This window comes from Sorangium sp. So ce131, from assembly GCF_051519095.1.
Taxonomy (GTDB): domain Bacteria; phylum Myxococcota_A; class Polyangia; order Polyangiales; family Polyangiaceae; genus Sorangium.
This window is the reverse complement of the sequence record NZ_CP150455.1, coordinates 2,872,332-2,897,034: the sequence shown is the minus strand read 5'-3', so window position 1 is coordinate 2,897,034 and position 24,703 is coordinate 2,872,332. Positions and strand designations below refer to the sequence as shown.

Below are 24,703 nucleotides of genomic sequence, written 5' to 3'. Positions count from 1 at the left end.
GTGGAAGGCAAAGGAGACGATATGCAGGCTCGTTCGGAGATCCAGTTCAAGGTGGGCGACAAAGCCGTCTACCCGGCCCAGGGCGTGGCTGAGGTGGTCAACATCGAGGAGAAGGACATCGCTGGCAACCGCCAGAGATTCTACGTTCTCCGCATCTTGGATACGGATCGGAAGATCATGGTTCCAGTGAGCAACGCGAGCGCGGTCGGCCTTCGCCAGGTCATCTCTGAACAGGAAATCCGAGAAATCTTTGACATCCTCCGCGAGCGCACCATCGCGTTCGACAACCAGACCTGGAACCGTCGCTACCGCGGTTTCATGGACAAGATCAAGACGGGCTCGATTTACGATGTCGCGGAGGTGCTCCGCGACCTGTACCGCCTGAAGACGGACAAGCAACTCTCGTTCGGTGAGCGCCGCATGCTCGACACCGCCCGGACGCTGATCGTCAAGGAGATCGCGATCGCCCGGAGCCAGACGGAAGAGCAGGTGAAGACCGAGATCGAGGCGATCTTTCTCGCCAACTGAGGCGTACCCTCATGGCTAGCGGCCCTGCGGCCGCTGCCGATGGAGGCCGGCACTGCCGGCCTCCGGGCTTTTGTGGGTCAACACCGCCGCCGGGCTCGTGGAGATCGCCGGCGGCGTGGCCTGTCAGAGATCGCTGCCGGGCCGCTTCTGGACGGGAGGCAGCGCCGGCAGCGCCAGATCGACGCGCCACCCCGTGTCCTCGTACACACAGGGCACCTGGACGCGTTCTCCCGGGAGCAGGCCGGCGACCTCGACCAGCGCGTGCGCGCCGGAGATCTGGGCCGCGTACCGCTGCGGCTCGAAGCGCAGCAGGAAGCGCGAGGGCGTGATCATCGCCTCGGGAGAGATCGCCTTGCCGGTCGCGGCGCTGTAGCGCTGCGCGCGCGACGCCAGGTTGTCCCGGCCGCGCCGGGACAGGAGATCGAAGACGGCCTTGGCGTCGGCGGGATCGCCGTGCAGCTGGCGCAGGCGCGCGACCAGCTCCCGCACGGCGCCGTCGGGCGTGCCGTCCGGCGGGCGCCTGCTGCATCCGGCCGAAACGAGCGCCGCGACCGACAGCGCGAGGAGCGCGGCGGCGCGACGCAGGCGCGACGCTGCCGGCCGGGTCGCCGGTCGCTCGCGTCCATCGCGCCGATCGCGGCCTCTCGCGCGCTGCGGGAGCATCGCCATGCCGCACCTCCCTTAGAACGAGCCCTCGCCGGCGTCCACCGCGGCCGGTCGTCTCCTGCGCCCGCGCTCGCGCCGCGTCGCCCGCTCACGGCGCAAGCCGCGCCGCCCGCTCACGGCGCAAGCCGCGCCGCCCGCTCACGGCGCAAGCCGCGCCGCCTGCTCACGGCGCAAGCCGCGCCGCGCCACCCGCTCACCCTGGCGCTGCGCCCGCGAGCGCGCCCACCTGGCGGAGCGCCTCGTAGAGGACGATCGACACGGCGTTGGCCAGGTTGAGGGAGCGCACGGCGCCCAGCGTGGGGATGCCGAACACGTCGTCCGGCATGCGGGCGAGCAGGTCGGGGTCGAGGCCCACGCTCTCCTTGCCGAAGACGAGGGCGTCGCCTGGCCGGAAGTCGGCGTCGAGATAGCTCCGCGACGCCACCGCGCTGAACAGGCGCAGCCGCGCGGTCGGGTGACGGTGTCGGAAGTGGGCGAGGTCGAGGTGCTGCTCGAGCGTGACCAGGTGCCAGTAGTCGAGCCCCGCGCGGCGGACGCTCCGCTCGTCGATGCGGAACCCGAGCCTGCCGAGCAGGTGGAGCGGGCTCTGCGTCGCAGCCGCGAGCCGCGCGATGTTGCCGGTGTTCTGCGGGATCTCGGGCTCGACGAGCACGATCCGGAACGGCGGATCGAGCGGCGCCGCGCGGAGCCGGGGGCGACCATCTTTGAGCACGCCCCTCTTTGCCGCGACGCGCCCGCGCGCCGCAACCCCCCAGCGGGGGATCGCGCGTCCGGCGCCGTGGCCCGGCCGGCGCGGCGTCGGCCGGCCGGCGCAGCTCCTCCGGGAAGAGGCAGGCGGTCCGCGCGCCGCGCAAAACGCGATCGAACCGCCGGAAGCTCCTCTGGCCGCTTGACGGGTGGACGAGCGCACACGTAGCCTCCCGCCTCGGAGACTTGGAATGCGCGTATCGTGCTGGATCGCCTCGGCAATCGCCCTCGTAGGGATGGCGTCGTCCTCGGTGGCGGCCGCAGACACCATGGATCCGGCGCTCGCGCGGCTCGTACGCGACGCGGGCTGCCGCCTGGTGGGGCCGGACAAGGGCCTCTACTACAACCCCGCGTCGCGCTATCAGCGCTGCCAGACCGACGACGCGGCGTTCGCGAAGCTCATCGCGCAGTACGGCTTCGCGGTCGCGCCGTCGGCGATGCACTCGGCGCGGACCACGGGCTACGGCGGCTTCGAGATCGGCCTCGAGGCCGACTTCACGAAGATTGACAGCGACGCCGACTACTGGAAGCTCGGCACGCAAGGGCCGCAGGACCCTGCGACGAAGGACTTCTCCATCGAGAACAGGAGCCCGGACGACTTCCTGCAGCACTACGCGCTCAAGGTCCGCAAGGGCTTTCCGTTCGGGTTCGAGCTCACCGGCACGGTCGGGTTCCTCGCGAACACGAGCCTCATCAGCGCGGGCGCCGACATGCGCTGGGCGCTGTTCGAGGGCTTCCGCAGGGGCCTCCCGGCGATCCTGCCGGAGCTCGCCGTCGGCGGCAGCGTCCGGACGGTCACCGGGACCGAGGAGTTCCAGCTGACGGTCGCCGGGGTCGACGCGCAGATCTCGAAGCCGCTGCCGATCGCCGGCACCGTCGTCCTCACGCCCTACGCCGGTTACCAGTGGCTCCGGATCTTCGGCGACTCGGGGCTCATCGATCTGACCCCGAACACGGACGCGGTGAACTACTGCAACTTCCGCGGGCTGAACTCCCCGGCGACCCCGGCAGACGGGCAAGGCGGAGAGACGCCGCCCTTCGACGGCCAGCCGGTCTGCGCGGGCGGCTCGCAGGCCGACTTCAACAACACCGTCGTCTTCGACGCCGTGCGCATGTCGCGCCACCGGCTCCACTTCGGCGCGCAGCTGCGGTTCCAGATGGTCAAGTTCGGCGCTCACTTCGTGACCGACGTCGTGACCCCCGAGGACGCGAACCAGGGCGAGGACTACGAGATCGCCGGCGAGAACAAGTTCGCCGGGCTCGGGCAGCAGTGGACGATCGCGCTCGACCTCGGCGCCGTCTTCTGACGTAGAGCGCCTCCCCCCGTCCCTGTCCGAGCATCGCAGAGCGGTGGTCCCCCGCACAGGAGACGGGTCCAGCTCGGCGTTTTCGGCGCGCAAGCGCACTCCTGTGCGCTGAGCACCGAAAACGTCGAGGTGGGCCCGTATCCGAAGCGGGTGACCGCCGCTCTAGCGCCGCGCGTTCAGATCGGGGAGCGCGTAGCCGAGCTCGGCGAGGATCGCTCGGAACGCGCGCTCCTCGTTCCGCGCCACGGTGAGGTGCTCCATGAACTTCTTGAAGTTGCCCTGCGCGGCCGCGTCGGCCGCGCGCTCGCTGTTCTCGAGCACGAGCAGGAGGTGAGGGTGCGCCCTGGAGACGGAGGCCGGGCACTCCATCTTGCTCGCCACCCGGGCGCGCGCCTCGGCGAGCGCGTGGATCACCATGACGAGCTCCTTGTCGTGCGTCCGCGGGTGGAGCATGTCGCCCTCCCTGCGGGCCTCGTCGAGGAGCAGGCTCGCCCTGTCCAGGTAGCTCCCGGCCCAGGCAGGCGGCGCGATGAAGAGCGCGCAGAGCGCGAAGGCGACGGCAAGAAACAGGTGGCGGATCATCGGTGGGGTCCTCGGTCGTTCACGGGTCGTTCAGGGGGTGCCCCGCCGGCCGGCGAGGCCCCCGCGCTCTCGAGCGCGCCTTCCTGGGGCTCGGCGCGCGCCCGCTCCTCGGACGCGGCCGCGGGCTCCGGCGGCGCGGCGCAGGCCAGGAGCGCCGCGCGCGCGGCCGCCTGCTCCGCGAGCTTCTTCGATCGGCCGCGGCCGCTGCCGATGACCTTCCCGTCGACCTCGACCGCGACGAGGAACGCGCGGTCATGGTCCGGGCCCTCGGTGCCGATCAGCCGGTAGCGCGGCGACGCCGCGCCGCGGGCCTGCACGCGCTCCTGCAGCTCGCTCTTCGCGTCGCGCCCGAGCAGGCTGCCGCTCGCGAGCTGCGCGAGCGGGCTCGCGACGATCTTCCGGCTCAGCGCGCGCGCGCTCTCGAAGCCGCGATCGAGGTAGAGCGCCGCGACGAGCGCCTCGGTCGCGTCGGCGAGCACGTTCGTCTGGTCGCGCTCTCCGGCGACCTCCGCGCCGCGCCCGACCCGCAGCGCCGCCCCCAGCTCGACCCCGCGCGCCCACGCCGCGAGCGCGTCCGTGTTGACCAGCGCCGAGCGCATCATCGAGAGCTCCCCCTCCCGCGCCCCCGGGAAGCGCTCCATCAGGAGCTCCGTCACGCACAGGCCGAGCACCGCGTCCCCGAGGAACTCGAGCCGCTGGTTGTCCACGCGCCGCCCGCCTCGCTGCTCGTTCGAGAAGCTCGGGTGCGTAAGCGCCTCCTCGAGGTGCGGCAGATCCCCCTCCAGCCCGAGATCCAGACGCCGCACAAGCTCGCTCGGGAGCATCCCCAGCACCTTGCCCACGCGCAGGGTCAGGTCGCGTTGAGGCCGTCGGTCAGCTCGGCCAGCTCGAGATCCAGCGCCGTCAGACCGCCGGCGTCATGGGTGGACCACGCGACCTGCACCCTGCCCCACGACAGGATCATGTCCGGGTGATGATCGCGCCGCTCCGCTAGGAGGGCGACGCGCATCGCGAAGCCCACGCCGGTCCTGTAGTCCGGAAACGAGTAGCTCCGCTCGATCCGCTCGCCCGTCCGCGTCCAGCCCGGGTGAGCGGCGACGAACCCGGCGATCTCATCGTCCGAGAGCCGATCGCGCTTGCCCATGGGGGCGAACTATGGGCCAAGCTCCGCCCCGGTGGAACCCCGGAATGCGAGAGCCCGGGCGCGCGCTGCCGGGCCGCCCACCCCGCGCTATCCTCCCGCCGGAATGACCGGGCTCCGCGCCTGCCCCTTCTGCCGGGAAATGTTCGAGGCGAACGAAGCGCAGACGTGCCCCGCCTGCGGGCTGCGGCTGGAGGCGCTCACGAAGCTCCCCCCCTCGTACGAGGCGCTCCACGAGGATCCGGACGAGCCGATCCCGCCGGACATGCAGCCGCTCCCGTGGGCGTACGCCGGGCGCGGCAGGGGTCTCCTGCTCGCGCTCGCCGCGCTCGGCCTCGCGGCCTTCTTCGCGCCGTGGGTCCACGAGACCGCGCCGGAGCTCCGCGATCTCAGCGGCTTCGGGCTCGCGCGCAGGCTCGGGTGGATGTGGGCGCCCGCGGTCGCCTTCTTCGTGATGATCCCGCTCGTGCTGACGCGGAGGTCGATCCACAGGATGCGCGGCGCCCGCGTGGCGGTCGCGTTCCTCGCGGCGGTCGCCTTGACCGCCGTCGCGATGCGGCTCCTGTTCGCGCCGGCCAGCACGCTGCTCCGCCCAGTCCGCTTCACGTGGGGCTACGGGCTCTACGCGACGGGGGCGATCGCGCTGATCGCGCTGATCACCGCCGCCGTCTTCGGGGGAAAACGCGACGACCTCCCCACGGAGCAGCCGCGGCGGCGGGGCGAGGTGCTCCACTGATCGATTGCGCCGCGCGCGTCCCTGCGCACCGCGGCCCGCGGCCGGGCGCCGTGAATTTTTCTGCTCCAAAGACTTTGTCGAACGCGGCTGTCGAAGGACGGAGCGCGACGTGCTCGGAGCTCGGAACTCGGAGCTCGGAGAAAGAGCGGCGGGCCCATCCTTCGCGTCGCCTCCCGTAACCTCCTCGCGACGGACGCGCGCCGTCGTGAGGATGAACGCCCTCGACGGCATCTCGGGTCGACAGGCCCGCTCGTGCGGCGTAACCTTGTTCCGAGTGGCCTTTGTCCGCTGCTCGGAGGTGCGCAATGGCCAAGCGATCTGCCAGCGTACGCCGTGAGCTTGCGAGAGACGACGAGGCGTTCGACGTCCCGGCGGCGGTCCTGTGCGCGTGCTGCGGTCAGCCGGACTGCCCGGGGTGCTCCGCGGCGTGCGACGAGGGCTCGGGGGTCGTCGCGATCGTCCCCTGGGAGCGCCCGATCGGCGGGGTGTGGTCGCGGCTCTGGGCGACCTCGAAGGCCACGACGCTGGGGGCCGAGACCTTCTTCGCGGCGATGCCGGACGGCGCGCTCCCGGCGGCCATGCGGTTCGCCCTGCTGGCGGAGACGCTCGCGATCCTCTCGATGATCGCCGCGCTCCTGCCCCTCGTCGCGCTGGCGCTGCCGACCCTGACGCTGGAGCTCGCGCGCAACCCGGCCGCGCGCGCGAGCGCCCTCCAGTGGCTCGCGCTCGGCGTCCCTGCGCTCACGGTGTGGATGGTGCTCGCGCACGCCGTGCACGGGGCCGCCCTCGATCTCGGCGCGCGCCGCCAGGGCGCGCGGCCCGAGCGGCGGCGAGCCCTCCGCTTCGGGCTCTACGCGTGCGGCTGGGACCTCATGGCCGGCCCGCTCGGCGCGCTGGCCATGATCCTCGCGAGCGGCAGGAAGGGCGTCGATCAGCTGCTGTCGGTGTCGCTCCGCGTGCCGGGCAAGGCCTCCACCGCGCTGCTCCAGGGCGTCTATGCGCTGCGCCCCGAAGCAGCGGACCGCGCGCGCCGCGCCGGGAGCGTCGCCGCGCTCGCGCTCACCATCACCTCCGGCTTCGCCGCCATCGCGCTCATCGTCGCCCTCAGCTGACGCCCGCCGCGCCGCGCATGATGCGCCGCCGCGCGTGCTGCGCCGCCGCGCCTCAGCGCATGTCGTGGCGCGGAACGGGCGACGGCGGCGGGGCGCCCGGCCGGCGGCTGCTCGGGAGCGAGCCCGGGCGCCGCAGCGGCTGGAGGTCGCCCGTCGAGGTGACGTCGACGAGATCGACGAGCTCGGGCGCGTAACCCGAGAGGTCCTGCGCGCGCAGCCGCTCGAGGAGCTGCTTCACGCGCGCCTCGGCCTTGCCGTGCGCGAGGATCTGCCGGATCGACGGCGCCTCCTGCTCCAGCGTACGGCTCACCGGCCTCCTGCTCTGCCGCCGCCACACCACGGCGAAGCGGTCGCCCTCCGGCACCGGCTCGGGCACGAGCTCGGCGTCCTTCACCCGCGCGGCGGCTTCCAGGAGCGCCGGGGAGACCTTCAGCCCCGGCTCGCTCGTGGCGCCGTCGGGCGCCACGAAGCCGAGATCGCCGCCGCGCATGCTGGTGGCCTTGTCGAGCGATTTGTCGCGCGCGAGATCCTTGAAGCGCTGCGGCGACGGGTCCTTCTTGAGCTCGGCGAGGATCCCCTCCGCCTCCTCGCGCGTGCCGACGAGGATGCGCCACAGCGCCACCATCGCCGGGGAGCTGAACTTGTCCCGGTGGGCCTCGTAGTAGGCGCGCACCTCCTCGTCCGTCACGGGGGAGCTCGCCGCCGCCTCCGCCTGGACCTGCTGCAGCAGCGCCGCGCGCAGGACGCTGCGCACGCGATCCTGCACGTCGGGGCGCTCGATCAGCTTCTGCGCTGCGGCCCCCTGCGCCAGGAGGAGCTCGCGCGCGAGGACCTGGCTCACGAAGTTCTTCCGGATCTCGTCGGCGGTGCGCCCGAAGCTCTGGAGCTGGAACGGCGGGATCTGCGCGATCCTGCGCTCGACCTCCCGCGCCGTGATCACCCGGTCGCCCACGCGCGCGACCACCGGATCCGCCGCGGGCGCGGCTGCCGGCTGGGCCTCAGCGCGGAGGGACAGGCCGGTCGACGCCGCGCACACGGCCGCGAGCGCGGCCGCGGCGAGGGGGAGCTTCACCGTTCTCGCGCGCATCGCAGCGGGTTATCCCTGCGCCGGCGGGCAAGGTCAAGCCGCGCCGCGGCGCGCCGGCGGGCAGGGTCAAGCCGCGCCGCGGCGCGCCGTCTCCGCGGCTGCGCCGCCCTGGCCCTCGCGCTCGCCGCCCCGGAGCACGCCCGCCTTCCGGAGAGCGTGCGCGTCGAGCCCCACGAACCGGTAGACGTCCGCGGAGAAGCCGTAGGCGCGGTGGAGGTGCTTCAGACCTTCGACGAGCTCGGCGGTCACCTCGACCGGCGGCGGCGGCGGGTACACCTTGCGGATCGACGCGAGCGGCTCGCCGAGCTCGAGGAGCTCCTCCACGCGCGACAGCACGTCGATCGGCTTGAGCGCCCGCTTGCCGCGCCGCGCGACCCCCTCGGCCAGCTCCGTGAGCAGCCGCCGGCGCCGGCGCTCCGTGCGGCCGTCGCTGGCGCGGCCGCCGCCGCCGAGGAGCAGCTCGTTGAACCGGCGCGCAGCCCGGCGCTTCTCTACCGCGTCCGGGCTTCCCCGGCGGTTCTGCGCATCGCCGTCCCGCTTGGCGGGACGTGGCGCCTTGGTGGATCCGGCCGTGGCGGCCGGCGAGCTCTTCGTCTTCACGATCCTCGGCAGGAGCACAGCGGCGCTCGAGGAGCCGGGATCCCCCGGCACATCTTCGGGCTGTCCCAGCAGTATAAACAGCTCTCCCCGGGCATCGAAGAAAGAGGCGGGCGCGCTCGCGCGGGGAGCGCGCCGGGGCGCCGAGGTCAACGCCCGCCCTCACACCACGCGAGGGCCGTCCCGACGGCAGCGATCAGCCAGGCCGGCCACGTCACGCGGAGGAAGCCGGCGAGGTCCGAGAGCGCCCCGCGGCGCGCGCGCCGCGCCGCCTCGGCCTGGCCTACCCGGCGCAGCTGCTCGCGCTCGATCTGCGCGTGCTCCTCGTCGTCGACCGGATCGCTGCCGGCGAGGTGGTGCAGGTGATGGATCACCTCGTGGTCGATCGTCTCGGCGATCTCCGCGTCGACATCGAAGCCGGGATCCTCCCGGGCCTCCGACCGAAACGTCCGGTAGAAGATCCGGATCTCCGGCGCCCTGGCGATCCCGAGCTCGTCCGCGGGCGTCCCGGGCGTGTAGCAGCCGAGCAGCGGCTCGCCGCCGTCGTCGCAGGCCGGCACCCCTGCGTCGATGAAGAGGTCGATGTTGCGCACGCCGCGCTCCTCGTAGATGCGCTCGGCCGCCGCGCGGACGCGCGCCTCGAACGCGTCGAGATCCGGGAAGGCGGCCGCTCCGCTCCCCGCGGCGCCCGGCGCCGCGCGATCGCCCTCGTCCTCTCCGGAAGCGCGGAGATCCGCGCGCGCGAGCTCTCGCTCGAGGGGCACGTCGAGATCGTTGCGCGCGCCGCACCCTCGGCAGCGGTGGACCGCGAAGAGCCGCGCCGGGTAACGCGCCTCGTGGCAGAGGTCGACGATCGCGGCCCACGCCTCGTCCGGCGCCGCGGCGAGCGCGTCGGCGATCACCGGGGCGCGCCGCTCGTTGCCGAGCGCGACGATCCCCATCGCGACGACCACGGCCGGCGTGATGCGCAGCACGCCGTCGCCGGGCAGGCGCAGCAGCGGCATCGCCTCCTCGACGGTCCGCTCGGCGAGCCGGGCGCGGCGGCACACGGCGCGGCCCACGCGCAGCGCCGGGATCGGGTGCGGCACGCCGAAGTCGAACGGGCGATCGAGCTCGGGGTCATCGAGCTCCCCGTCGGTGAACGGGCCGATCTCGAGCAGGCTGGACGGGGCGACCTCGAAGGGGGCGCCGCAGTTCTCGCACGTGTACGCGCCCGGCTCCTCGGGAACGACGCCGGCGAAGGCGAGGAGGGCCCGCAGCACGTGGGCGTCCGGGAGCGAGAGGCCGAGCGGATCCAGCGGCGCGCCGCGGGCGTCGGCCAGCACCGACGGGCCGGCGAGGATCTGCACGTCGCGGGCGCACCTGCCGGGCAAGGCGCGCCCGGCGCCGCGATCCGCGGCTGCGCCGAGGAGGGACGCGGCATGAGCGCGCGCGGCGGCGTCCGACAGGCGCACCACGAGGCCCGAGGGCAGGTGAACCCGGGCGGGGAGCTGGCGTTGCGCGGGGTTCGGCATCGCTCGGCGTCCTAGAAAGAAGCGTGCGCGTGTTCCCGGGCGACGCGGCGTCCTGGCCGGCTCCCTGCGCCGATCCGGGCCGCTCTCCTCAGGGGTCCTCGCCGGCCGGCGAGCCGCCGGGGGCGGCGCCCTCGGCCGGCCCCGGCGAGCCCCAGGCCTCGCGATCCCTGTCGGAGGGCTCGCGCGTCGCGCGATCGCTGTCGAGCCCGGCAGCGCTGGCGAGCTCGGCCGCCACCGCGGCCGCGAGGGAGCCCCCGAGGAGGGGGGATGCTCCCGCGGTGATCGATGTCGGCGACGGCAGCGGCTCCGAGGACGGGCGGTCGCGGCGCCGGGATCGGCCGAGCACCGGCGCGCGCTCGCCGTCGCCGGCGGGATCCGGCGCGGCGGCGCCGACGCGATGCACGGTCGCGCGGAGCTGCATGCGCCCGAGCGACAGGCTCGCCGCGCTGGCGGGCGGCACGCTCGACGAGCTCTCCGCGCCGACCGGCGGGCCCTTGCCAAAATCGAGGCAACGGGTGATGGCCAGGGTGTAGATGAGCTTGCGCACGGTCGGTTCGGGCGCGATCCCGGACCGGAGGAGCGCCGCGAGCGTGGGCGTCGCGCCCTGGAGGGCGTCGATGACGGCGAGCTCGGCCTCGCCGAACCCGAAGCGGCCGGACTCGAACGCGAGGTGCAGGCGGAGGGGCACCCCTGCGAGCCGCTCCAGGGTCCGCTCCAGCCGCGTCGAGCGTTCGCCGTGGTCGCGCAGCCCTGCCCAGAGCAGCGCGAGGGGATCGACCTTCGCGGGATCGCCCCCCCATTCGGCCAGCACGTCGAGGCCGTCGAAGTAGCGGTACCTCGTCTGGGGAGGCAGGTCGAACAGGCGCACCATGCGCCGCACGAACTGGACTTGGGCGAGCCAGTCGATCGTCGCGGTGTCGAGGCACCCCGACAGCATGAGCACGTCGCCGAGGAGGCCCCTGGTCGCGAGGGCCTCCGCGAGGATCTCGGCGGTGATCACCCCCTCCTCGAGCAGGATCTCCCCGAGCCGGGCGTAGCCGTCGCTGGGGCGCACCTTGACCGGGATTCCCCGGACGATCCTCAACGTGTGCTCGCCGCCCGTGGGATCGACCAGGATGAGCGCGCCGGTCAGCCGCTGATCGATGGCATAGACGAAGAGGTGAGCGAACGGCGTTCGCTCCAGATCCCCCTCCGCCGTCGCGAGATCGTCGGCAGACATTCTGCGCCAACCTACCATAGCGCCCGCGAGCCGGCGCCCCTTTCTCCTGTGTGCTGGGCGGAGGATGAGCGCCGCGCGTTCGCGGGACGGCGACGTCCGAGCACGTCCCCCCCCCTCGTCGGCGGCGCCATCGCGTCGACGCCCGCCGGGCGTGTCGTCGCGTCGACGCGCTCCTTCTACGCACGTTGCGCACGTTGCGCACGTTGCGCACGTTGCGCACGCCTTGCACGCTCGTCGCGCGCCCGTCGCATTGCGCGCCTACGCCTGCGCCGCGAGGTGCGTCTCCGGGGCGCGCCGGCGCTGCCGGGCGGCGCGCATCCGGCGGCCATCCTCCGCGCCGTTCCGCGCTACCGTGGCGTGTATGCCGCGCGGACATGTGCTGGTGCTCGATGACGAGCGAGCGATCTTGACGACCCTCCAGAAGGCCCTCTCGCTGGAGGGCTACACGGTCGACGTCGCCGGGGGCGTCGGGGTGGCCGAGGAGAAGCTCGCGAAGCGGAGCTACGACATCGCGCTCTTCGACGTCTCGCTGCCGGACGGCGACGGCGTCGCGCTGCTCCAGCGCCTGCGCGGCGCAGGTTCCGATCTGCCGGTCGTGATGATGAGCGGCCACGCGACCGTCGACGCCGCGGTCCGCGCGACGCGGCTCGGCGCGATCGATTTCCTCGAGAAGCCGCTCTCGACCGACCGGCTGTTGCTCGTGCTCGAGAACACCCTGCGCCTCGTCCGGGCGGAGGCCGAGGCGAAGGCGCTGCGGACGCAGACCGGCCAGGTCGGCGAGCTCATCGGCGAGAGCCGGGCGATGATCGAGCTGCGCGAGCAGATCGCGCGCGCCGCGAAGGCGACCGCGACGGTGTTCGTGACGGGCGAGCGCGGCACCGGGAAGGAGCTGGTCGCGCGGGCGATCCACGGCGCGTCGAAGCGGTCGCGCGGCCCGCTGGAGAAGATGAACTGCGCCGCGGTCCCGAGCGAGCTCATCGAGAGCGAGATGTTCGGGCACGAGGCGGGAGCGTTCACGGGCGCGACGAAGCAGCGGCGCGGGAAGTTCGAGCGCGCGAGCGGCGGGACGTTGTTCCTCGACGAGGTCGGCGACATGCCGCTCGCCATGCAGGCGAAGCTGCTGCGGGTGCTGCAGGAGCGGGAGATCGAGCGCGTGGGCGGGCACGAGACGATCAAGGTCGACGTGCGCGTGGTGGCGGCGACGAACCGCGACATCGAGGCGGCGTGCCGCGAGGGTCAGTTCCGGCCGGATCTCTACGATCGGCTGAACGTGCTGCCGCTGTCGTTGCCGCCGCTGCGGGCGCGGCGCGACGATGTGCCCCTGCTCGCGCGGCATTTCCTGGCGATCGCGACGCAGGCGAACGACCGTCCCGGCATGGAGTTCACGAGCGGCGGGATGGCGATGCTCGTCGCCTACAGCTTTCCGGGGAACGTCCGGGAGCTGCGCAACATCATCGAGCGGCTGGTGATTTTGACGCCGGACGAGACGATCGACGAGGGCGACGTGAAGGTGTGCCTCGGAGGGCAGCAGGCCGCGATGAAAGGCGGGCTCTTCCGGCCGGGGGTGCCGTTCCGGGTGCTCGCGGAGGAGGCGGAGCGGACCATCTTGGAGGAGGCGCTCGGCCACCACGGGGGGCAGATGGCGGCGACGGCGCGGGGGCTCGGGCTCGAGCGGAGCCACCTCTACAAGAAGTGCAAGGCGCTCGGGTTGCGGGGGGACAAGGGGGAGCCGGACGAGGAATAGCCCCCTTCCCGGGGGCCCGCGCCGGGGGGAGGGTCTGCGCGGCGGCCGCGGGGGGGCGCTCGCCATCCGCCAAGACTGGGGCGAGGGAGCTTGCGCATGGGACACCGCCCGGCATGTCTCCCTTCGGGCCTTGCCAGCTGGGACGTTATGGTGCGCGCCACACAAGGCGCGCCTGGGACGTGGAGCCAGCTGGGAGCTTATGGCACCTCGGTCGGTGCTTGATCGCGCCCCCCCGCGGCCGCCGCGCAGACCCTCCCCCCGGCGCTACGGGTAGGAAGAGGGGGCGGAGATGGCGGCCGCGCGCATGGCCTGGACCGGAAGCAGCGGGAGCAAGCGGCTGCCGAGCCGATGGCGAGCGAGGATGCTCTGACCGGCGGCCGATGGACCTGAGCAGCATCCGCGGATGCCTCGAAGGGCGACCGGTGGACCTGAGCAGCATCTGCGGATGTCTCGACCGGCGGCCGGTGGACCGCATCAGCATCCGCGGATGCCCCGACCGGAGGTCGGTGGACCTGAGCAGCATCTGCGGATGCCTCGACGGGCGCCCGGTCGACCGGATCAGCATCCGCGGATGCCTCGACGGGCGCCCGGTCGACCGGATCAGCATCCGCGGATGCCTCGACGGGCGCCCGGTGAGCTCCGGCTGTCCGTCGAGTGCGGCCTGGGTCAGCCTCGTATAACGCGAGCGCCGGAGGGGGTCTGCGCGCGGCAGGGCGCGGGTGGGCGCGCTGGAGCACCGACCGAGGTGCCATAAGGTCCCGGTGGGCTCCACGTCTCAGGCGCGCCTTGTGTGGCGCGCGACGAAACCTCCCAGGTGGCATGGCCCGAAGGGAGACATGCCGGGCGGTGGTGCATGCGCAAGCTCCTCGCCCCCCGCCTCGGCGGATGGCCAGCGCCCACCCGCGCCCTGCCGCGCGCAGACCCCCTCCGGCGCGTGCCGCCCGGCATGCCCTCCCGTCAATCCGGCATCACCCGCGGCGCCCCCGGCGACGCCCCCCGCATCGCCTTCTCGTACTCCAGCGCCTGCTTCGCGTAATCGTCCCGCTTCATCTTCGCGTACGCCTTCGCGAGCTCCCCGTAGATCTCCGCCGCGTCCGCCGCCTTAGGCCCGCTCAGGAGCGCGCTGTTCAGCTCGTAGATCGCCGACACGTGCCGCCCCGTGCGCGCCAGCGCGCGCGCGTACAGCCGGTGGATCTCCGGGTTCGCCACGTCCACGTAGATGGCGCTCTCGCCGACCTTGCGCGCCTCCTCCCACGCGCCGCGCTCCACGAGCAGCCGCAAGAGCCGCCGCCACACCCGGCGATCGTGCTGGTCGAGCAGCGCCAGCCGGCGCAGCGCCGAGAGCTCGCCCGCCGCGTCCTTCTGCCGGTGCGCGAGGTCGTACAGCCCCTGGAGCGGCTCGGCCTGCGTGGGATCCAGGCGCGACGCCGCCTCGAGGTTCGCCTTCATCCGCGCCGCGTCCTTCTTCACCTCGGCCAGATCGGCCAGCTTCATCCGCACGACGTAACCGTCGTGGCCGTCGGCGATCATCTTGTTCAGCAGCCTCGCCGCCTCGTCAGCGTTCTTCTCGGCGAACGCCGCCCGCACCTTCAGGTAGGTCGCGTCGGGCTGCTTCGGATCCGCGCGGAGCGCCTCGGCCAGCACCGCCTCGCCCTCCTGGCGTTGACCGTCCTCGAACAGCGCGAGCGCGAGCTCGACGAGCCGCTTCGCGTCCTTCGGAGCGCGCGCCGCCGCCTTGCGCGCCTCCTCGAGCGGCGGCGCGTGCAGATCGGGGACGTACTGCTTCTCGTAGCGGTCGAGGCGCGGCTTCAGCCACGCGCGGAAGCGCCGATCCAGCTCCTCGGTGCCGATGCCGAGGGACTCCTTCACGACGTCCTGGGTCCGCTTGCCCGCGGCCCACCGGGGCAGCATCGAGACCACCTTCGGGAAGCCGAACTCCTCGACCATGAACACCACGATCTGGCTCGCCGCGAAGTAGGCCATCGTCACGTCCGCGATGTCGTCGACGTGCGTGAAGGCCCGGTTGAACCCGTCGACGGCCGGGATCCTCCCGCCCTTCAGCGCGGCGAACAGCGCCGGGTCCTCCTCGCGGTGCCACTCCGGCCGCCGGATGATCGTCTCGTACTCGCTGAGCCCCTCGGTGAACCAGCGCGGGACGTGGTTCTTCGAGAGCTGGATCGCGAACACATGACCGAGCTCGTGCCACAGCACGTTGCCCCAGTTGAACTCCGCGGCCGCCGGGCTGAGCGCCGCGAGCGTCTGGCCGAAGCAGACGCCCTGGATGCCGACGTTGGGCAGGCCGCTCGTCCGGACGCTGAAGTTCTCCGTCGAGGCGTACAGCTCGATCGAGACCGGCATCTTCGGCGTGAAGCCGTAGCGCTTCACCATCGAGCCCCACGCCTCCTCGAGCATGCGCGGCACGTAACGCTCGAGGATCGGCCGCTCCTGCTTGTGGTAACGGACGCGGAACGTCTGCCCCTCCACGGTCACGTACTGGCTGGCGATGTCCTTCTCGAAGAGGTTCAGCGTGTTGAAGACCCGGACGTTGAAGCGGTCCTTGTCCCAGGCCTTCTGCAGCGAGGCGAGGCCGCTCTTCTCGTCGCCGGCGCGGATGAGGTTGAGCCCGAGCGTGGCGTGCGCCTTCGCGTCGTGGGGATCGACCTTCGTCGCCTCGCCCATCATCTTCACGATGTCGTCGTAGCGATGCTCCCACTCCGCGAACTCGCCGACGATCTGGAAGAAGCGCGAGAACTCCGGGTTCAGGCCGAGCACCTTCGCCTTGAGGGCCTCGAAGCCGGCCGCGTCGTCCGCGAGGAAGCGAGCCGCCGCCTTGATCGAGAGCAGCTCCAGATCGTTCGGGTTGACCTTGAGCCCACGATCGGCCGCGGCGTCCGCGGCGTCGATATCCATGTCGCGGAGGGCGAGCCCGGCGCGCACGAAGAACGCCTCGGCGAGGCTCGGGTTCACGGAGAGCGCCTGCTCGACCTCGCTGTCAGCGGCGCCGAAATCCATCGCGCTGTCGAGCTTGACGCTCGCCATCGCGACGCGGACGCGCGGATCCTTCGGGGCGAGCTTCAGCGCCTCGCTCACCACCTGCCCCGCGTGGCCGGGGTCGTACTTGTCGAGGAACAGCTCGGCCCGCCAGAGCAGCGTCTCGACCCGCTGCTTGCCGCCCACCTTCTCGGCCGCGTTGAACGCGTCGTTCGCGTCGCGCGCGCTCCGGAGCAGGTGCGCCGCCCGCCCGACCAGGGACAGCCCCTCCGCGTCGCTCGCGGTGATCTTGTCGTCGTTGTAGTCCTCGATGAGCGTCATCAACGGCGCGCGCGCCTCGCCCCGCTTGCCGGACTGGATCAGGAGCTCGCCGAGGAGGAGCCGCGCGCGCCGGGCCTCGTCCTCCTGCTCGACCTCGCGCGCCGCCGCGATCGCCTCGGCCATCTTCCCGCGGCGCGCGAGCGCCTCGGCCCGGAGCGGCGCGGCGGCGATCCGCGCCTCCTTGCCGAGCGCCGCCGCCGCCTTCGCGGTCTTCGCGGCGTCGTCGTAGCGGCCCGTGAGCAGCTCGATCCGCGCCTTCGCGAGCAGCGCCGCCGCGCGCTCGGTCCCGCCCTGGATCGCGGCGAGCGCCTTCTCGGCGCCCGCGTAGTCGCCCTGCGCGACGAGCGCCTCCGCGCGCGCGAGCGAGGAGGGCGGCTCGGCGGAGGCAGGGGCCTGGGCCGCGCACGCGGCGGCCACGAGGAGAGCGGAGAGCGTGCGGCGGATCGAGTGGCTTCGCATGACACCCTGTGCGCAAGGACGTGCGCAAGAACGAGCGCAAGAACGACCGGCGCCCGGTCGACCCGGGCAGGACCATCCTAGCCGAGAGGAGAAGGACCGAGCATGAGCGAGCGCCCGAGGGCGCGCCAGGGCCTGTCCCCGCGCGATCGTGGTATGCGGGGGGCCATGGCAAGCAGGCTCGCAGGGCAGGTCGTCCTCATCACCGGCGCGTCGTCGGGCATCGGCGAGGCGCTCGCCCGAGAGGTCGCCCGGCGCGGCGGCCGGCCCGTCCTCGCGGCGCGGCGGACCGAGCGGCTGGAGACGCTCGCGCGGGAGATCCGCGAGGCCGGCGGCGAGGCGATCACGGCCCGGTGCGACGTCACGCGCGACGGCGACGTGGAGCGCGCCGTCGAGGAGGCGCGCGGGGCGTTCGGGCGCCTCGACATCGCCATCGCGAACGCCGGGTTCGGCGTGGTGGGGCGCATCGAGGAGCTCTCGCTCGACGACATCCGCCGGCAGTTCGAGACCAACGTCTTCGGCGCGCTGCGCACCGTCCAGGCGGCGCTGCCGGAGGTCAAGCGCGCGCGCGGCGGCCTCGCGCTCATCGGCAGCGCGAGCGGCTACGTCGCGGCCCCGGCGATGGGCGCCTACTCCATGAGCAAGTTCGCGGTGCGCGCGCTGGCCGAGACGCTGCGCACCGAGCTCCACGGCGAGGGCGTCGCGGTCACGCACGTCGCCCCCGGATTCGTGACGAGCGAGATCCGTCAGATCGACAACGCAGGCACGCTGCGCGAAGGCGCCGCGGATCCGGTGCCGAGCTGGCTCGTCATGCCGACGCCGAAGGCGGCGCGGCAGATCATGGACGCCATCGTCGCGCGCCGGGCCGAGGCGATCATCACCGGCCACGCGAAGCTCCTGGTGTCGCTCACGAGGCTCGCGCCCGGCCTCATCAGCGCGGCCGCCCCGAGGCTCTCGCGCAAGGCCAAGCGTCGGGACGGCTGACCCGGCGAGGGCGGGCTACGGCGCGACCGCGTCGAGCTCGCGCCGGACTATCGCTTCTAGCGCGTCGATGAAGCGCGGCCGCGTGTTGACGGCCGGCGCCCGCTCCAGCCGGGCGAGGCCCGCCTCCCGCGCGAGGGCGATCGCCTCGACGTCGAGGTCGTAGAGCGTCTCGACGTGATCCGCGACGAAGCCGATCGGCGCGATCATCACCTCGCGCAGGCCGCGCTCGGTCAGCCTGTCGAACGTCGACCGGAGATCCGGTCCGATCCAGGCGTCGCCCGTCATGCCCTGGCTCTGGAAGGCGACGAACACCGGGTTGCCGCGCGGCGCGATGCGGCGCTCCACCGCGGCGGCCATCTCGCGGAACTGGACCTCGTACTGATCGCCCGCGTCGATGACCCGCTGCGGGAGGCTGTGGGCCGAGAGGATCACCGCCACCTTCGCCCGGACCTCCTCGGGGAAACGCGCGAGCGTCTCGTCGATCACCTCGACGAAGGCGTCGATCAGGGCCGGCTCGAGCCCCCACGCGGGCGCGCACCGGAGCTCGATGTCGCCCAGCTTCGCGGCCGCGTCCCGCACGACGGCGTTGTAGATGTCGACGGACTGCGGCGCGAGCGGCAGGGAGACGACGCGCCGCGCGCCGCGCGCGTGGAGCGACGCGAGCACCTCCGCCGGATACGGGCGCCAGAGCCGCCCCGCGATCGCCACCGGGAGCCCGAGCCGCGCGGCGAGCGCGTCCGCCTGGGCCTGCGTGATCCGCATGAGCGGCGAGCCGCCGATCGCCTCGAAGCGGCGCCGCACCTCCTCGAGCAGCTCCGGCGAGGCCGGCCGGCCGCGACGGATGTTCGAGATGAAGGCGGGCAGGTCATCGAGACGATCCACGGTTCCGTGGCAGCTGAGGAGGACGGCGGTGGTCACGGCGCCACTCTACCTCGCCTTCACGTGAGCGGCGCCGCCCATAGGCGCGGGGCGGCAGGATCCGCCGCGGATCCTCCGAGGCTCACTCCGCGTCCCAGGCGACCACGACCCGCTCATGGCCGATGAGGCCATTGTCCTTGCGGGCCAGGTGCTGCGCGATGACCCGGTCGCCCGCGGCGTAGATCCGCACCTCCGTGAACGCCAGCCCGTCGTCGGTCTCGATGCCGTCGAGGATCTCCGTCGCGTCCAGCTGGCGCGACCACCCGGAGAGCGGATCGCGGAAGATCTCGTCCTTCAGGCGCTCCAGGATCGCAGGCCTGCCCCGGGTGACGCTGGGGTGAGCAGGAGGGTGGCGGCTGCTCACCTCCTCGATCACGGCGTCCTCGGCATAGATCTGGGAGAGCGCATCGATGTCGTTGCTGCGCAGGGCGCGGGCGATCTCCTCGAGCAGCCCCTCGCTCCCCTTCTGGGACGAATGTCGCATTCGCGCCGAGCCTTCCATACAGCCATGCATGGGACACGGCGGTGCGGGCGTCGAGCCCACGGCGCGATCGCGCCCGCAGCGTGCAGATCCCAAGGATGGGCTCGCCGGCTCGGGCCGACGCGCGAACCCGCGAGGAGGAACCGGCGAGACGTGGCGTTCGTGCGGCCGGCGGCGAATTGCACTGCCCGGACGGACGTGTTGAATAGAATAGGACATGACGCAGCGCCGCACGGTCGTGCTCGCCGATCTCCACCTCGTGCGCCAGACGCCGCGCGACGTGACCGCCGACCTGGCCAGGTTCGTGGAGGCCCACGCGGGAGACCGGGTCGTGGTGGCGGGCGATCTGTTCGATCTCTCGTCCGAGTCGCCCTCGATGCCCCGCCCCCGCGCGCTGCGCGAGGCGCTGTTCGCTCACCCGGCGGCGCGGGTGGCGTTCGCCGAGCACCTCGATCGGGGCGGCGAGCTCTGGCTCTCCGGCGGCAACCATGACGTCGAGGTGGGCGCGCCCGAGTTCCCCGCGGCCCTGGCGGAGGCGCTCGGGGTGTCCGGCGAGGCGCGGGCGCGGATCCGGACCACGCCGTGGTTCTTCCGCGAGGGGGCGATCCACATCGAGCACGGTCACCTGTACGATCCGGACAACGCGCCGGCGCATCCCCTCGTGGTCGGCGAGCGCAGCCTCGGCGTGCACTTCGTCGAGGAGTTCATCGCGCCGACCGGCGCGCACCGCTACCTGCAGGCGAACGACCAGGCGCCGCTCAGCTTGTTCCTCTCGGCGTTCACCTGGTACGGACCCCGCGCGCCGTACGTCATCTACCGCTACTTCCACGCGGCGATCGGCGCGATGCTGAAGAGCGGGCCGCTCTACCGCGCGCGCGGCGAGGTGACCGTGGGCGCGGCGGTGGTCGAGCGCTTCGCGCACGAGCTCGGCGTGCCCCGCGCGATGGCGGACGACCTCCTCGGGCTCGCGGCCACGCCGACGCTCGAGAGCGCGGCGAGCACGTTCACGCGCCTCTACTTCGACCGCGTGATCGCGACCCTGTCGATGGGCGCCGGGATCGCGGCGCTAGGGCTCGGCGCGCGGGAGACCGGCGCCGCGGCGATCGGGCTCGGCGCGCTGCTGATGGGCGTGAGCTGGGCGAACGGCCACAACCGCTATGCCGGCACCGTCGCCGAACGGCTGGCCGAGAGCGCCGGCCGGGTGGCGAGGACGACGGGCGCGAAGCTCGTCGTCTTCGGCCACACGCACCGCGAGACGCTCGGCGACGGGTACGCAAACACGGGCAGCTTCTCGTTCCCGCGCGCCGCGCCCGGCCGGCCTTACGTCGAGATCGAGGGGTCTGCGGAGGCGCCGCGCGCGGTCAGCCGCTTCTGGAGAGCGAACGCCGCGGCGTAGCGCGGCAGCGGCCCTGGCAGCGCCTCTCGCAGCGCGCGGGGGCTCGTGCGGTCAGCTCCCGCTCGCGTGCGCCATGAGCGCCCCCTCGACGAGATCGAGCGCCATCGGGATGTCGTCTTCCGGGATCTCCGGGGCGTCGCCGAGCATGGCGGCGAGCAGGCGCTCCCTGGGCTCGGGCCGCAACAGGAGCGGACCGCCGCCGCACCCCCGGCACACGAGGCCGCCGCGCGCTGGATCGACGTACGCCGACTGCGTCGCGTCGCAGGCGCGCCCGCAGCGGACACACTGAGCCAGCTCGAGGCCCCAGCCAAAGGCGGCCAGGAGGCGAAGGCCGGTCTCCGCGAGCAGCGCCTGCGGGGACGCCGAGGGCAGCGCGTCGAGGCGATCGAGCAGCTGGTTCAGCTCGTCCCACACCGCCCGCTCGGGCGTCTGCGCCGGCGCGATCTCGCGCACCCAGCGCAGCGCGCGCCCGGCCACCTCGAGGCGCGCGAGATCGCCCGCGAGGCGCAAGCGCGGGCGTTCGATCGCGGCCTCGGTGAGCTGGGCGAGCTCGGCGCCGGGACGGATCTCCACCGTCACGCGGAGCAGGTGCATCGGCTCCAGCGACGGGAAACGCTTGGCAGAGCGGCGCCCGCCGCGCGCGACGGCGGAGACGAGCCCGCGCACCTCGGTGAAGAGCCCGACCAGGAGGTCGGCCTCACCGAAAGGGACACGCCGGACCAGCAGCGCCTCGGTGCGGAGGCGCTCGGTCCGCGGGCGAACGGAGCGAGGCATGGATGAACAGGAGCCGCCGCGGACGTGCGACGGAAATTTGGCCCTCAGGCCGGGGAGGAGGTACTCGCCCGCGTGAGGGTGCGCTCCGACAGCTCGGGCGGCATGTCGTGGCCGCGCGGCCGGAGCACGATGCTGAGCGCCAGCGTGAAGAGAATGAGCAGCAGCACGAACGCGATCGCGACCCCGAAGCGCCTGCTCTGGGTGCGCCGGGCCGGCGCCGCGATCGGCAGCGGTGTCACCAGCGCGATCCGGCGGCTCGCCGTGTACCGGGCCAGCACCTCCTCCATCGGCAGCGAGACGGCGCGGGCATACGCCTTCAGGAACCCGCGGACGAACACCTCGCCCGGCAGGTCGTCGAAGTGATCCGCCTCGATACGTTCGATCGAGATCACGGGGATGCGCGTGGCGCGGGCGACCTCCTCCACGCTCATGGCTCGGGCCTCACGCGTGCGTCTCAGGTAGCGTCCGATCGACTCCATCCCATTCCACCCATCGTCATTCGGTCGTCACTCTACTCACCCCGAGAACCGTTCCTCAACCCCTAGCGCGACCCGAAGGTCCTTCTCGGGAGGCGCTCCGAGGGCTTATTGCAACGTCTGTAGCTGTGCGGCGCAGCGCTGCCCCACCGGCGTCGTCGCGGCGATCTCGCGGCACCGCTCGAGGTCGGCGCGCGCCTCGTCCAAGAGCCCCCTCTTCTCGGCGACGCGGGCGCGGGCATCGAACGCGTCCTGAAGCCGCCTGCACTCTGGCTGATCGGTCTCGACCGCCCTGGTGAACGCCTCGCGCGCGAGCTCCAGCTCGCCGCGCTTCTCGTACGCGAGGCCGAGCCGGTACTGGCCGACGCAGAAGAGCGGCTGCGCGGCGACGGCGCGGCGTAACGCGTCGATCGCCTCGTCGTTGCGGCCCTTGAGCAGGTACGCCCAGCCCAGGTTGCCCCAGGACTTCTCCGGCGAGGCGTAGAGGATGTCCTCGGTGAGCGGCTTGAGCACCGCGATCGCCTCGTCGTAGCGCCGCTGGTGCACGAGGATGACCCCGAGGACGTTCTTCGCGTCCCGCATCTCCGGGTTCGCCTCGAGCGCGCGGCGCGCCATCTTCTCGGCGCTCTCGAAGCGGCAGTCGCTCGAGCTCACGTCGTTCGCGCAGAAGCCGAGCAGGACCAAGGCGCCCAGGTACGCCGCGTCCGCGTTGCCGTCGTCCAGCGAGAGCGCCTGCTCGACGTGCCCCAGCGCCTCGCGCAGGCGGCCGTTCTGGAACGCGTCGCGCGCGAGATCGTACTCCGCGAGCGAGCGCGTCTCGTTCGCCTGCGCCGCAGGTTGCGCGCCGCCGCACGCCGCCGGCAAGAGCGACACGAGCGACAGGACAGCCGCCGCGCCGCGGATGCACCCCGCGCGCGTCGCTGCTGTCATGTGTCGCTGCGATGTCATGTCCGTTTGGCTCCGCTGCTGAGCAATGCCGCAGCGCGGCAGCACGTCGGGATGGGATGTCACCGGCGTGCGGGGAACCCTGAGTAAACCAGGCCGCTGGTAACGTCAACCCGCGAATCTGCCCCGAAGACGCAGCGCGTCCCCGGGATCGCGATTCGAGTTCCAGCCGGTGTCAGGTCGACGTAGGATGAGGGCTCAGGCGCACCCTGCCCGTCACTGCTCGCCGCGGATCTCGTCCTTGAGGCCGAGCAGGCTGAACAGCCTCCGCAGCGCGTCGATGTCCGGGATCTCGAGGCGCTCGTCGGCGACGCGCAGGTACTGGCCCTCGCGGAGCTGCTGCACGGCGCGCTTCACCGTGTCGACGTCGAGGCCGACGCGGGTGGACAGCTCCATCGGCGAGATCGCGAACGAGGCGCCGCTCGAGGCGGCGCCGCCCGCGGCGCGCGCCTGCTGCGCGAGCTTGAGGAGCGCGTTCACCACCTTCGACTGCGTGTCGGTGAGCATCATGATCTCGATCTGATCCTCGGCGTCGCGGAGCCGGCCGACGAGCTGCTTGATGATGCGGAGGGCGACGGCCGGGTTGCGCTCGACGAGGTTCTGCAGGGTGCCTTGATCGAGCGAGAGCGCGGTGCCGCGGGAGAGCGCGATCGCCGTCGACCAGCGCGCCGCGCCGCCGAGGAGCGCGGACTCGCCGAACAGGTCCCCGGGCTTCAGGACCATCAGGCTGCGCTCGGCGCCGCGGACCTTCTTGATGAGGCGGACCCGCCCCTCCTCGATCAGGTAAGCCTCCGTCCCCGGCTCGCCCTCGCGGAAGATGACGTCCCCCGCCTCGAACGGGCGGCCGAAGCGAGCCCGGAGCTGCTCGGGATCGGGCCCGGACTCGGCAGGGTCGGCGCCGGCGAGCTCGTCGGGCTCTGCCGGCGCTCCGTCGGGCGCTCCGTCGGCGGAGAGCGCTGCGGCTGTAGAAGGAGAGCGCGCCGGCTCCGTTGCCGCGGAGGGCGGCGGCGCGCGCTCCGCGTCGCTGGGGCTCGGGGCTCCGCGCTCGGCGTCCGACGCGCCGCGGTCCCCATCAGACGGGCTGGTCATCGCGGCGGAGTGTATCCCAGCTCGGCCGGCTTCGCGTCAGGCGCGCGCACGTAGAGGGGCTCGAGGAGCGCCGGATCGTGCTCGGCCGCCGCCCGCTGGCGCTCGCCGCGCGTGGCGGCGGCCCGGAGCCGGTCGATCGCGGCGCGGCCGATCCAGATCGCGTCGGGGAAATCGAGCGCCGCGCCCCGCGCCGCGAGCGGCCGGAGCGCCTCGATCTCCTCGGCGACCGCGCCGACGACGACGATCCTGCGCCCTCCGGCGAGCGCGGCGATGGCGTCGGACGCCGCGTCGCGCGGCAGGTGGCGCGGCGGCGCCGCCGGGGGCGCCGCGGGCGCGTCGAAGGCAGCGAGGAAGACCTCCCCCTTCTTGGCGTCGATCAGCGGGACCAGCAAGTCACCCGGGCTCGCCGCGCCCTCGGCGAAGGCGGCGGCGGCCATCGCCTCGAGCGACGTGACCCCCACGGCCGGGGCATCGAGCGCGAGCGCGATCCCCTTGGCCGCTGCGACGGCCACCCGGACCCCGGTGAACGAGCCAGGTCCAACATCGCAGCCGAGCGCCCCGATCGCCCCGGCCGTAAGGCCCGCGGCGGCGAGCACCTCGTCGACGGCCCCGAAGACGCGCTCGGCGTGCCCGTGCAGATCGGCGTAGGTCGTCGCCGCGAGGAGGCGCGCGCCGGGCTCGCCCGGCGCCGCTGCGGGATCGAGGGCGCCGCCCCGCGGCGCGGTCGCCTCGGCGTGGGCGTCCAGGGCCCGGGCGTCGAAGAGCGCCACGCTGCCGCGCGGGGTCGAGGTCGAGAGGGCGAGGAGCTTCACGGGGCGCTCGGGAACGTTGCAGCCGCGGTGCTGTCTGGCAGAACCACGGTCCACGGGCAACGGGCTTCAGCGAGGAGCGA

24 protein-coding genes are annotated in these 24,703 nt (G+C 73.1%); 7 read left to right on the top strand and 17 right to left on the bottom strand.

Translation table 11 applies throughout. The features are described from left to right. The first annotated feature begins 21 nt into the window (after positions 1 to 21). Positions 22 to 528 (top strand): CarD family transcriptional regulator, encoded by a 507-nt coding sequence (locus WMF43_RS10735; protein WP_104978556.1) that lies wholly within the window; start codon positions 22 to 24, stop codon positions 526 to 528. Between the two features lie 123 nt (positions 529 to 651). On the opposite strand, the gene WMF43_RS10730 is transcribed toward WMF43_RS10735, so the two are convergent. Together WMF43_RS10730 and WMF43_RS10725 are read right to left on the bottom strand one after the other, a co-directional pair. Continuing rightward, positions 652 to 1,197, bottom strand: a complete 546-nt coding sequence (locus WMF43_RS10730) for a hypothetical protein (RefSeq protein WP_437679487.1) — start codon at positions 1,195 to 1,197, stop codon at positions 652 to 654. Positions 1,198 to 1,387: 190 nt separating this feature from the next. Continuing rightward, positions 1,388 to 1,906 carry a tRNA (cytidine(34)-2'-O)-methyltransferase gene (locus WMF43_RS10725; protein ID WP_437679485.1) on the bottom strand — a complete coding sequence of 173 codons (519 nt, stop codon included), beginning with the start codon at positions 1,904 to 1,906 and terminating at the stop codon, positions 1,388 to 1,390. Between the two features lie 286 nt (positions 1,907 to 2,192). On the opposite strand from WMF43_RS10725, the gene WMF43_RS10720 reads away from it, so the two are divergent. Further along, on the top strand, positions 2,193 to 3,248 hold the full coding sequence (locus WMF43_RS10720) for a hypothetical protein (protein WP_437679483.1): 1,056 nt from the start codon (positions 2,193 to 2,195) through the stop codon (positions 3,246 to 3,248). Between the two features lie 162 nt (positions 3,249 to 3,410). Here the strand turns inward: WMF43_RS10720 and WMF43_RS10715 are convergent, their stop codons facing one another. From WMF43_RS10715 to WMF43_RS10705, 3 genes are read right to left on the bottom strand one after another with little or no spacing between them, the layout of a single operon-like run. Next, positions 3,411 to 3,830 carry a hypothetical protein gene (locus WMF43_RS10715; protein WP_437679482.1) on the bottom strand — a complete coding sequence of 140 codons (420 nt, stop codon included), beginning with the start codon at positions 3,828 to 3,830 and terminating at the stop codon, positions 3,411 to 3,413. Next, the gene (gene rnc, locus WMF43_RS10710; protein ID WP_437679480.1) at positions 3,827 to 4,654 is read right to left on the bottom strand and encodes a ribonuclease III; all 828 of its coding nucleotides are present in this window, start codon (positions 4,652 to 4,654) and stop codon (positions 3,827 to 3,829) included. The genes WMF43_RS10715 and rnc overlap by 4 nt, the downstream gene beginning before the upstream one ends. Positions 4,655 to 4,680: 26 nt before the next feature. Then, the gene (locus WMF43_RS10705; protein WP_437679478.1) at positions 4,681 to 4,974 is read right to left on the bottom strand and encodes a 4a-hydroxytetrahydrobiopterin dehydratase; all 294 of its coding nucleotides are present in this window, start codon (positions 4,972 to 4,974) and stop codon (positions 4,681 to 4,683) included. Positions 4,975 to 5,077: 103 nt separating this feature from the next. On the opposite strand from WMF43_RS10705, the gene WMF43_RS10700 reads away from it, so the two are divergent. Beyond that, positions 5,078 to 5,707, top strand: coding sequence for a hypothetical protein (locus WMF43_RS10700; RefSeq protein WP_437679476.1), 630 nt, complete (start codon positions 5,078 to 5,080; stop codon positions 5,705 to 5,707). Positions 5,708 to 6,012: 305 nt separating this feature from the next. After that, positions 6,013 to 6,819 (top strand): hypothetical protein, encoded by an 807-nt coding sequence (locus tag WMF43_RS10695; protein ID WP_437679474.1) that lies wholly within the window; start codon positions 6,013 to 6,015, stop codon positions 6,817 to 6,819. A 52-nt stretch (positions 6,820 to 6,871) separates the two neighbouring features. On the opposite strand, the gene WMF43_RS10690 is transcribed toward WMF43_RS10695, so the two are convergent. The 4 genes from WMF43_RS10690 to WMF43_RS10675 form a co-directional block, all read right to left on the bottom strand. Then, positions 6,872 to 7,906: a peptidyl-prolyl cis-trans isomerase gene (locus tag WMF43_RS10690; RefSeq protein ID WP_437679472.1), complete on the bottom strand. Its 1,035-nt coding sequence runs from the start codon at positions 7,904 to 7,906 to the stop codon at positions 6,872 to 6,874. Between the two features lie 66 nt (positions 7,907 to 7,972). Continuing rightward, positions 7,973 to 8,506, bottom strand: a complete 534-nt coding sequence (locus tag WMF43_RS10685; protein ID WP_437679470.1) for a hypothetical protein — start codon at positions 8,504 to 8,506, stop codon at positions 7,973 to 7,975. A 146-nt stretch (positions 8,507 to 8,652) separates the two neighbouring features. Beyond that, positions 8,653 to 10,017, bottom strand: coding sequence for a metallopeptidase family protein (locus WMF43_RS10680; RefSeq protein WP_437679468.1), 1,365 nt, complete (start codon positions 10,015 to 10,017; stop codon positions 8,653 to 8,655). A gap of 88 nt (positions 10,018 to 10,105) precedes the next feature. Continuing rightward, positions 10,106 to 11,236, bottom strand: a complete 1,131-nt coding sequence (locus WMF43_RS10675; protein WP_437679466.1) for a hypothetical protein — start codon at positions 11,234 to 11,236, stop codon at positions 10,106 to 10,108. Positions 11,237 to 11,597: 361 nt separating this feature from the next. On the opposite strand from WMF43_RS10675, the gene WMF43_RS10670 reads away from it, so the two are divergent. Then, positions 11,598 to 12,980, top strand: a complete 1,383-nt coding sequence (locus WMF43_RS10670) for a sigma-54-dependent transcriptional regulator (RefSeq protein ID WP_437679464.1) — start codon at positions 11,598 to 11,600, stop codon at positions 12,978 to 12,980. A gap of 957 nt (positions 12,981 to 13,937) precedes the next feature. On the opposite strand, the gene WMF43_RS10665 is transcribed toward WMF43_RS10670, so the two are convergent. Continuing rightward, positions 13,938 to 16,751, bottom strand: coding sequence for a tetratricopeptide repeat protein (locus tag WMF43_RS10665; RefSeq protein ID WP_437679462.1), 2,814 nt, complete (start codon positions 16,749 to 16,751; stop codon positions 13,938 to 13,940). A 165-nt stretch (positions 16,752 to 16,916) separates the two neighbouring features. Here WMF43_RS10665 and WMF43_RS10660 point away from each other — a divergent pair, with 165 nt between their 5' ends. After that, positions 16,917 to 17,732 (top strand): SDR family NAD(P)-dependent oxidoreductase, encoded by an 816-nt coding sequence (locus WMF43_RS10660; RefSeq protein ID WP_437679460.1) that lies wholly within the window; start codon positions 16,917 to 16,919, stop codon positions 17,730 to 17,732. A gap of 15 nt (positions 17,733 to 17,747) precedes the next feature. Here the strand turns inward: WMF43_RS10660 and hemH are convergent, their stop codons facing one another. Both hemH and WMF43_RS10650 read right to left on the bottom strand, forming a co-directional pair. Then, complete coding sequence (hemH, locus tag WMF43_RS10655; protein ID WP_437679458.1) at positions 17,748 to 18,650, bottom strand: ferrochelatase; 903 nt, start codon at positions 18,648 to 18,650, stop codon at positions 17,748 to 17,750. Positions 18,651 to 18,732: 82 nt separating this feature from the next. Continuing rightward, entirely contained in the window at positions 18,733 to 19,134 is a 402-nt protein-coding gene (locus tag WMF43_RS10650; RefSeq protein WP_437679456.1) for a hypothetical protein, read from the bottom strand. A gap of 214 nt (positions 19,135 to 19,348) precedes the next feature. Here WMF43_RS10650 and WMF43_RS10645 point away from each other — a divergent pair, with 214 nt between their 5' ends. Next, a complete protein-coding gene (locus tag WMF43_RS10645) occupies positions 19,349 to 20,527 on the top strand; it encodes a hypothetical protein (protein ID WP_437679454.1) in 1,179 nt (392 codons plus the stop codon). 51 nt (positions 20,528 to 20,578) lie between these two features. Here the strand turns inward: WMF43_RS10645 and recO are convergent, their stop codons facing one another. From recO to tsaB, 5 genes are all read right to left on the bottom strand, one after another. Further along, on the bottom strand, positions 20,579 to 21,301 hold the full coding sequence (gene recO, locus WMF43_RS10640; RefSeq protein WP_437679452.1) for a DNA repair protein RecO: 723 nt from the start codon (positions 21,299 to 21,301) through the stop codon (positions 20,579 to 20,581). A 44-nt stretch (positions 21,302 to 21,345) separates the two neighbouring features. Beyond that, positions 21,346 to 21,780 (bottom strand): helix-turn-helix domain-containing protein, encoded by a 435-nt coding sequence (locus tag WMF43_RS10635; RefSeq protein WP_437679450.1) that lies wholly within the window; start codon positions 21,778 to 21,780, stop codon positions 21,346 to 21,348. 105 nt (positions 21,781 to 21,885) lie between these two features. Next, entirely contained in the window at positions 21,886 to 22,707 is an 822-nt protein-coding gene (locus WMF43_RS10630; protein ID WP_437679448.1) for a tetratricopeptide repeat protein, read from the bottom strand. Between the two features lie 231 nt (positions 22,708 to 22,938). Further along, entirely contained in the window at positions 22,939 to 23,811 is an 873-nt protein-coding gene (locus tag WMF43_RS10625) for a cyclic nucleotide-binding domain-containing protein (RefSeq protein WP_437679446.1), read from the bottom strand. Continuing rightward, a complete protein-coding gene (gene tsaB, locus WMF43_RS10620) occupies positions 23,808 to 24,623 on the bottom strand; it encodes a tRNA (adenosine(37)-N6)-threonylcarbamoyltransferase complex dimerization subunit type 1 TsaB (RefSeq protein WP_437679444.1) in 816 nt (271 codons plus the stop codon). The genes WMF43_RS10625 and tsaB overlap by 4 nt, the downstream gene beginning before the upstream one ends. Between the last annotated feature and the right edge of the window lie 80 nt (positions 24,624 to 24,703).

Bases quoted from the DNA above. Each gene is read 5' to 3' on its own strand.
- WMF43_RS10625 (WP_437679446.1), bottom strand. From the start codon at position 23,811: ATGACCAGCCCGTCTGATGGGGACCGCGGCGCGTCGGACGCCGAGCGC.
- WMF43_RS10700 (WP_437679476.1), top strand. From the start codon at position 5,078: ATGACCGGGCTCCGCGCCTGCCCCTTCTGCCGGGAAATGTTCGAGGCG.
- WMF43_RS10715 (WP_437679482.1), bottom strand. From the start codon at position 3,830: ATGATCCGCCACCTGTTTCTTGCCGTCGCCTTCGCGCTCTGCGCGCTC.
- WMF43_RS10735 (WP_104978556.1), top strand. From the start codon at position 22: ATGCAGGCTCGTTCGGAGATCCAGTTCAAGGTGGGCGACAAAGCCGTC.
- WMF43_RS10730 (WP_437679487.1), bottom strand. From the start codon at position 1,197: ATGGCGATGCTCCCGCAGCGCGCGAGAGGCCGCGATCGGCGCGATGGA.
- WMF43_RS10705 (WP_437679478.1), bottom strand. From the start codon at position 4,974: ATGGGCAAGCGCGATCGGCTCTCGGACGATGAGATCGCCGGGTTCGTC.
- WMF43_RS10660 (WP_437679460.1), top strand. From the start codon at position 16,917: ATGGCAAGCAGGCTCGCAGGGCAGGTCGTCCTCATCACCGGCGCGTCG.
- WMF43_RS10665 (WP_437679462.1), bottom strand. From the start codon at position 16,751: ATGCGAAGCCACTCGATCCGCCGCACGCTCTCCGCTCTCCTCGTGGCC.
- WMF43_RS10630 (WP_437679448.1), bottom strand. From the start codon at position 22,707: ATGACAGCAGCGACGCGCGCGGGGTGCATCCGCGGCGCGGCGGCTGTC.
- WMF43_RS10670 (WP_437679464.1), top strand. From the start codon at position 11,598: ATGCCGCGCGGACATGTGCTGGTGCTCGATGACGAGCGAGCGATCTTG.
- WMF43_RS10695 (WP_437679474.1), top strand. From the start codon at position 6,013: ATGGCCAAGCGATCTGCCAGCGTACGCCGTGAGCTTGCGAGAGACGAC.
- WMF43_RS10635 (WP_437679450.1), bottom strand. From the start codon at position 21,780: ATGGAGTCGATCGGACGCTACCTGAGACGCACGCGTGAGGCCCGAGCC.
- WMF43_RS10675 (WP_437679466.1), bottom strand. From the start codon at position 11,236: ATGTCTGCCGACGATCTCGCGACGGCGGAGGGGGATCTGGAGCGAACG.
- recO (WP_437679452.1), bottom strand. From the start codon at position 21,301: ATGCCTCGCTCCGTTCGCCCGCGGACCGAGCGCCTCCGCACCGAGGCG.
- WMF43_RS10680 (WP_437679468.1), bottom strand. From the start codon at position 10,017: ATGCCGAACCCCGCGCAACGCCAGCTCCCCGCCCGGGTTCACCTGCCC.
- rnc (WP_437679480.1), bottom strand. From the start codon at position 4,654: ATGCTCCCGAGCGAGCTTGTGCGGCGTCTGGATCTCGGGCTGGAGGGG.
- WMF43_RS10690 (WP_437679472.1), bottom strand. From the start codon at position 7,906: ATGCGCGCGAGAACGGTGAAGCTCCCCCTCGCCGCGGCCGCGCTCGCG.
- WMF43_RS10645 (WP_437679454.1), top strand. From the start codon at position 19,349: ATGACGCAGCGCCGCACGGTCGTGCTCGCCGATCTCCACCTCGTGCGC.
- WMF43_RS10650 (WP_437679456.1), bottom strand. From the start codon at position 19,134: ATGCGACATTCGTCCCAGAAGGGGAGCGAGGGGCTGCTCGAGGAGATC.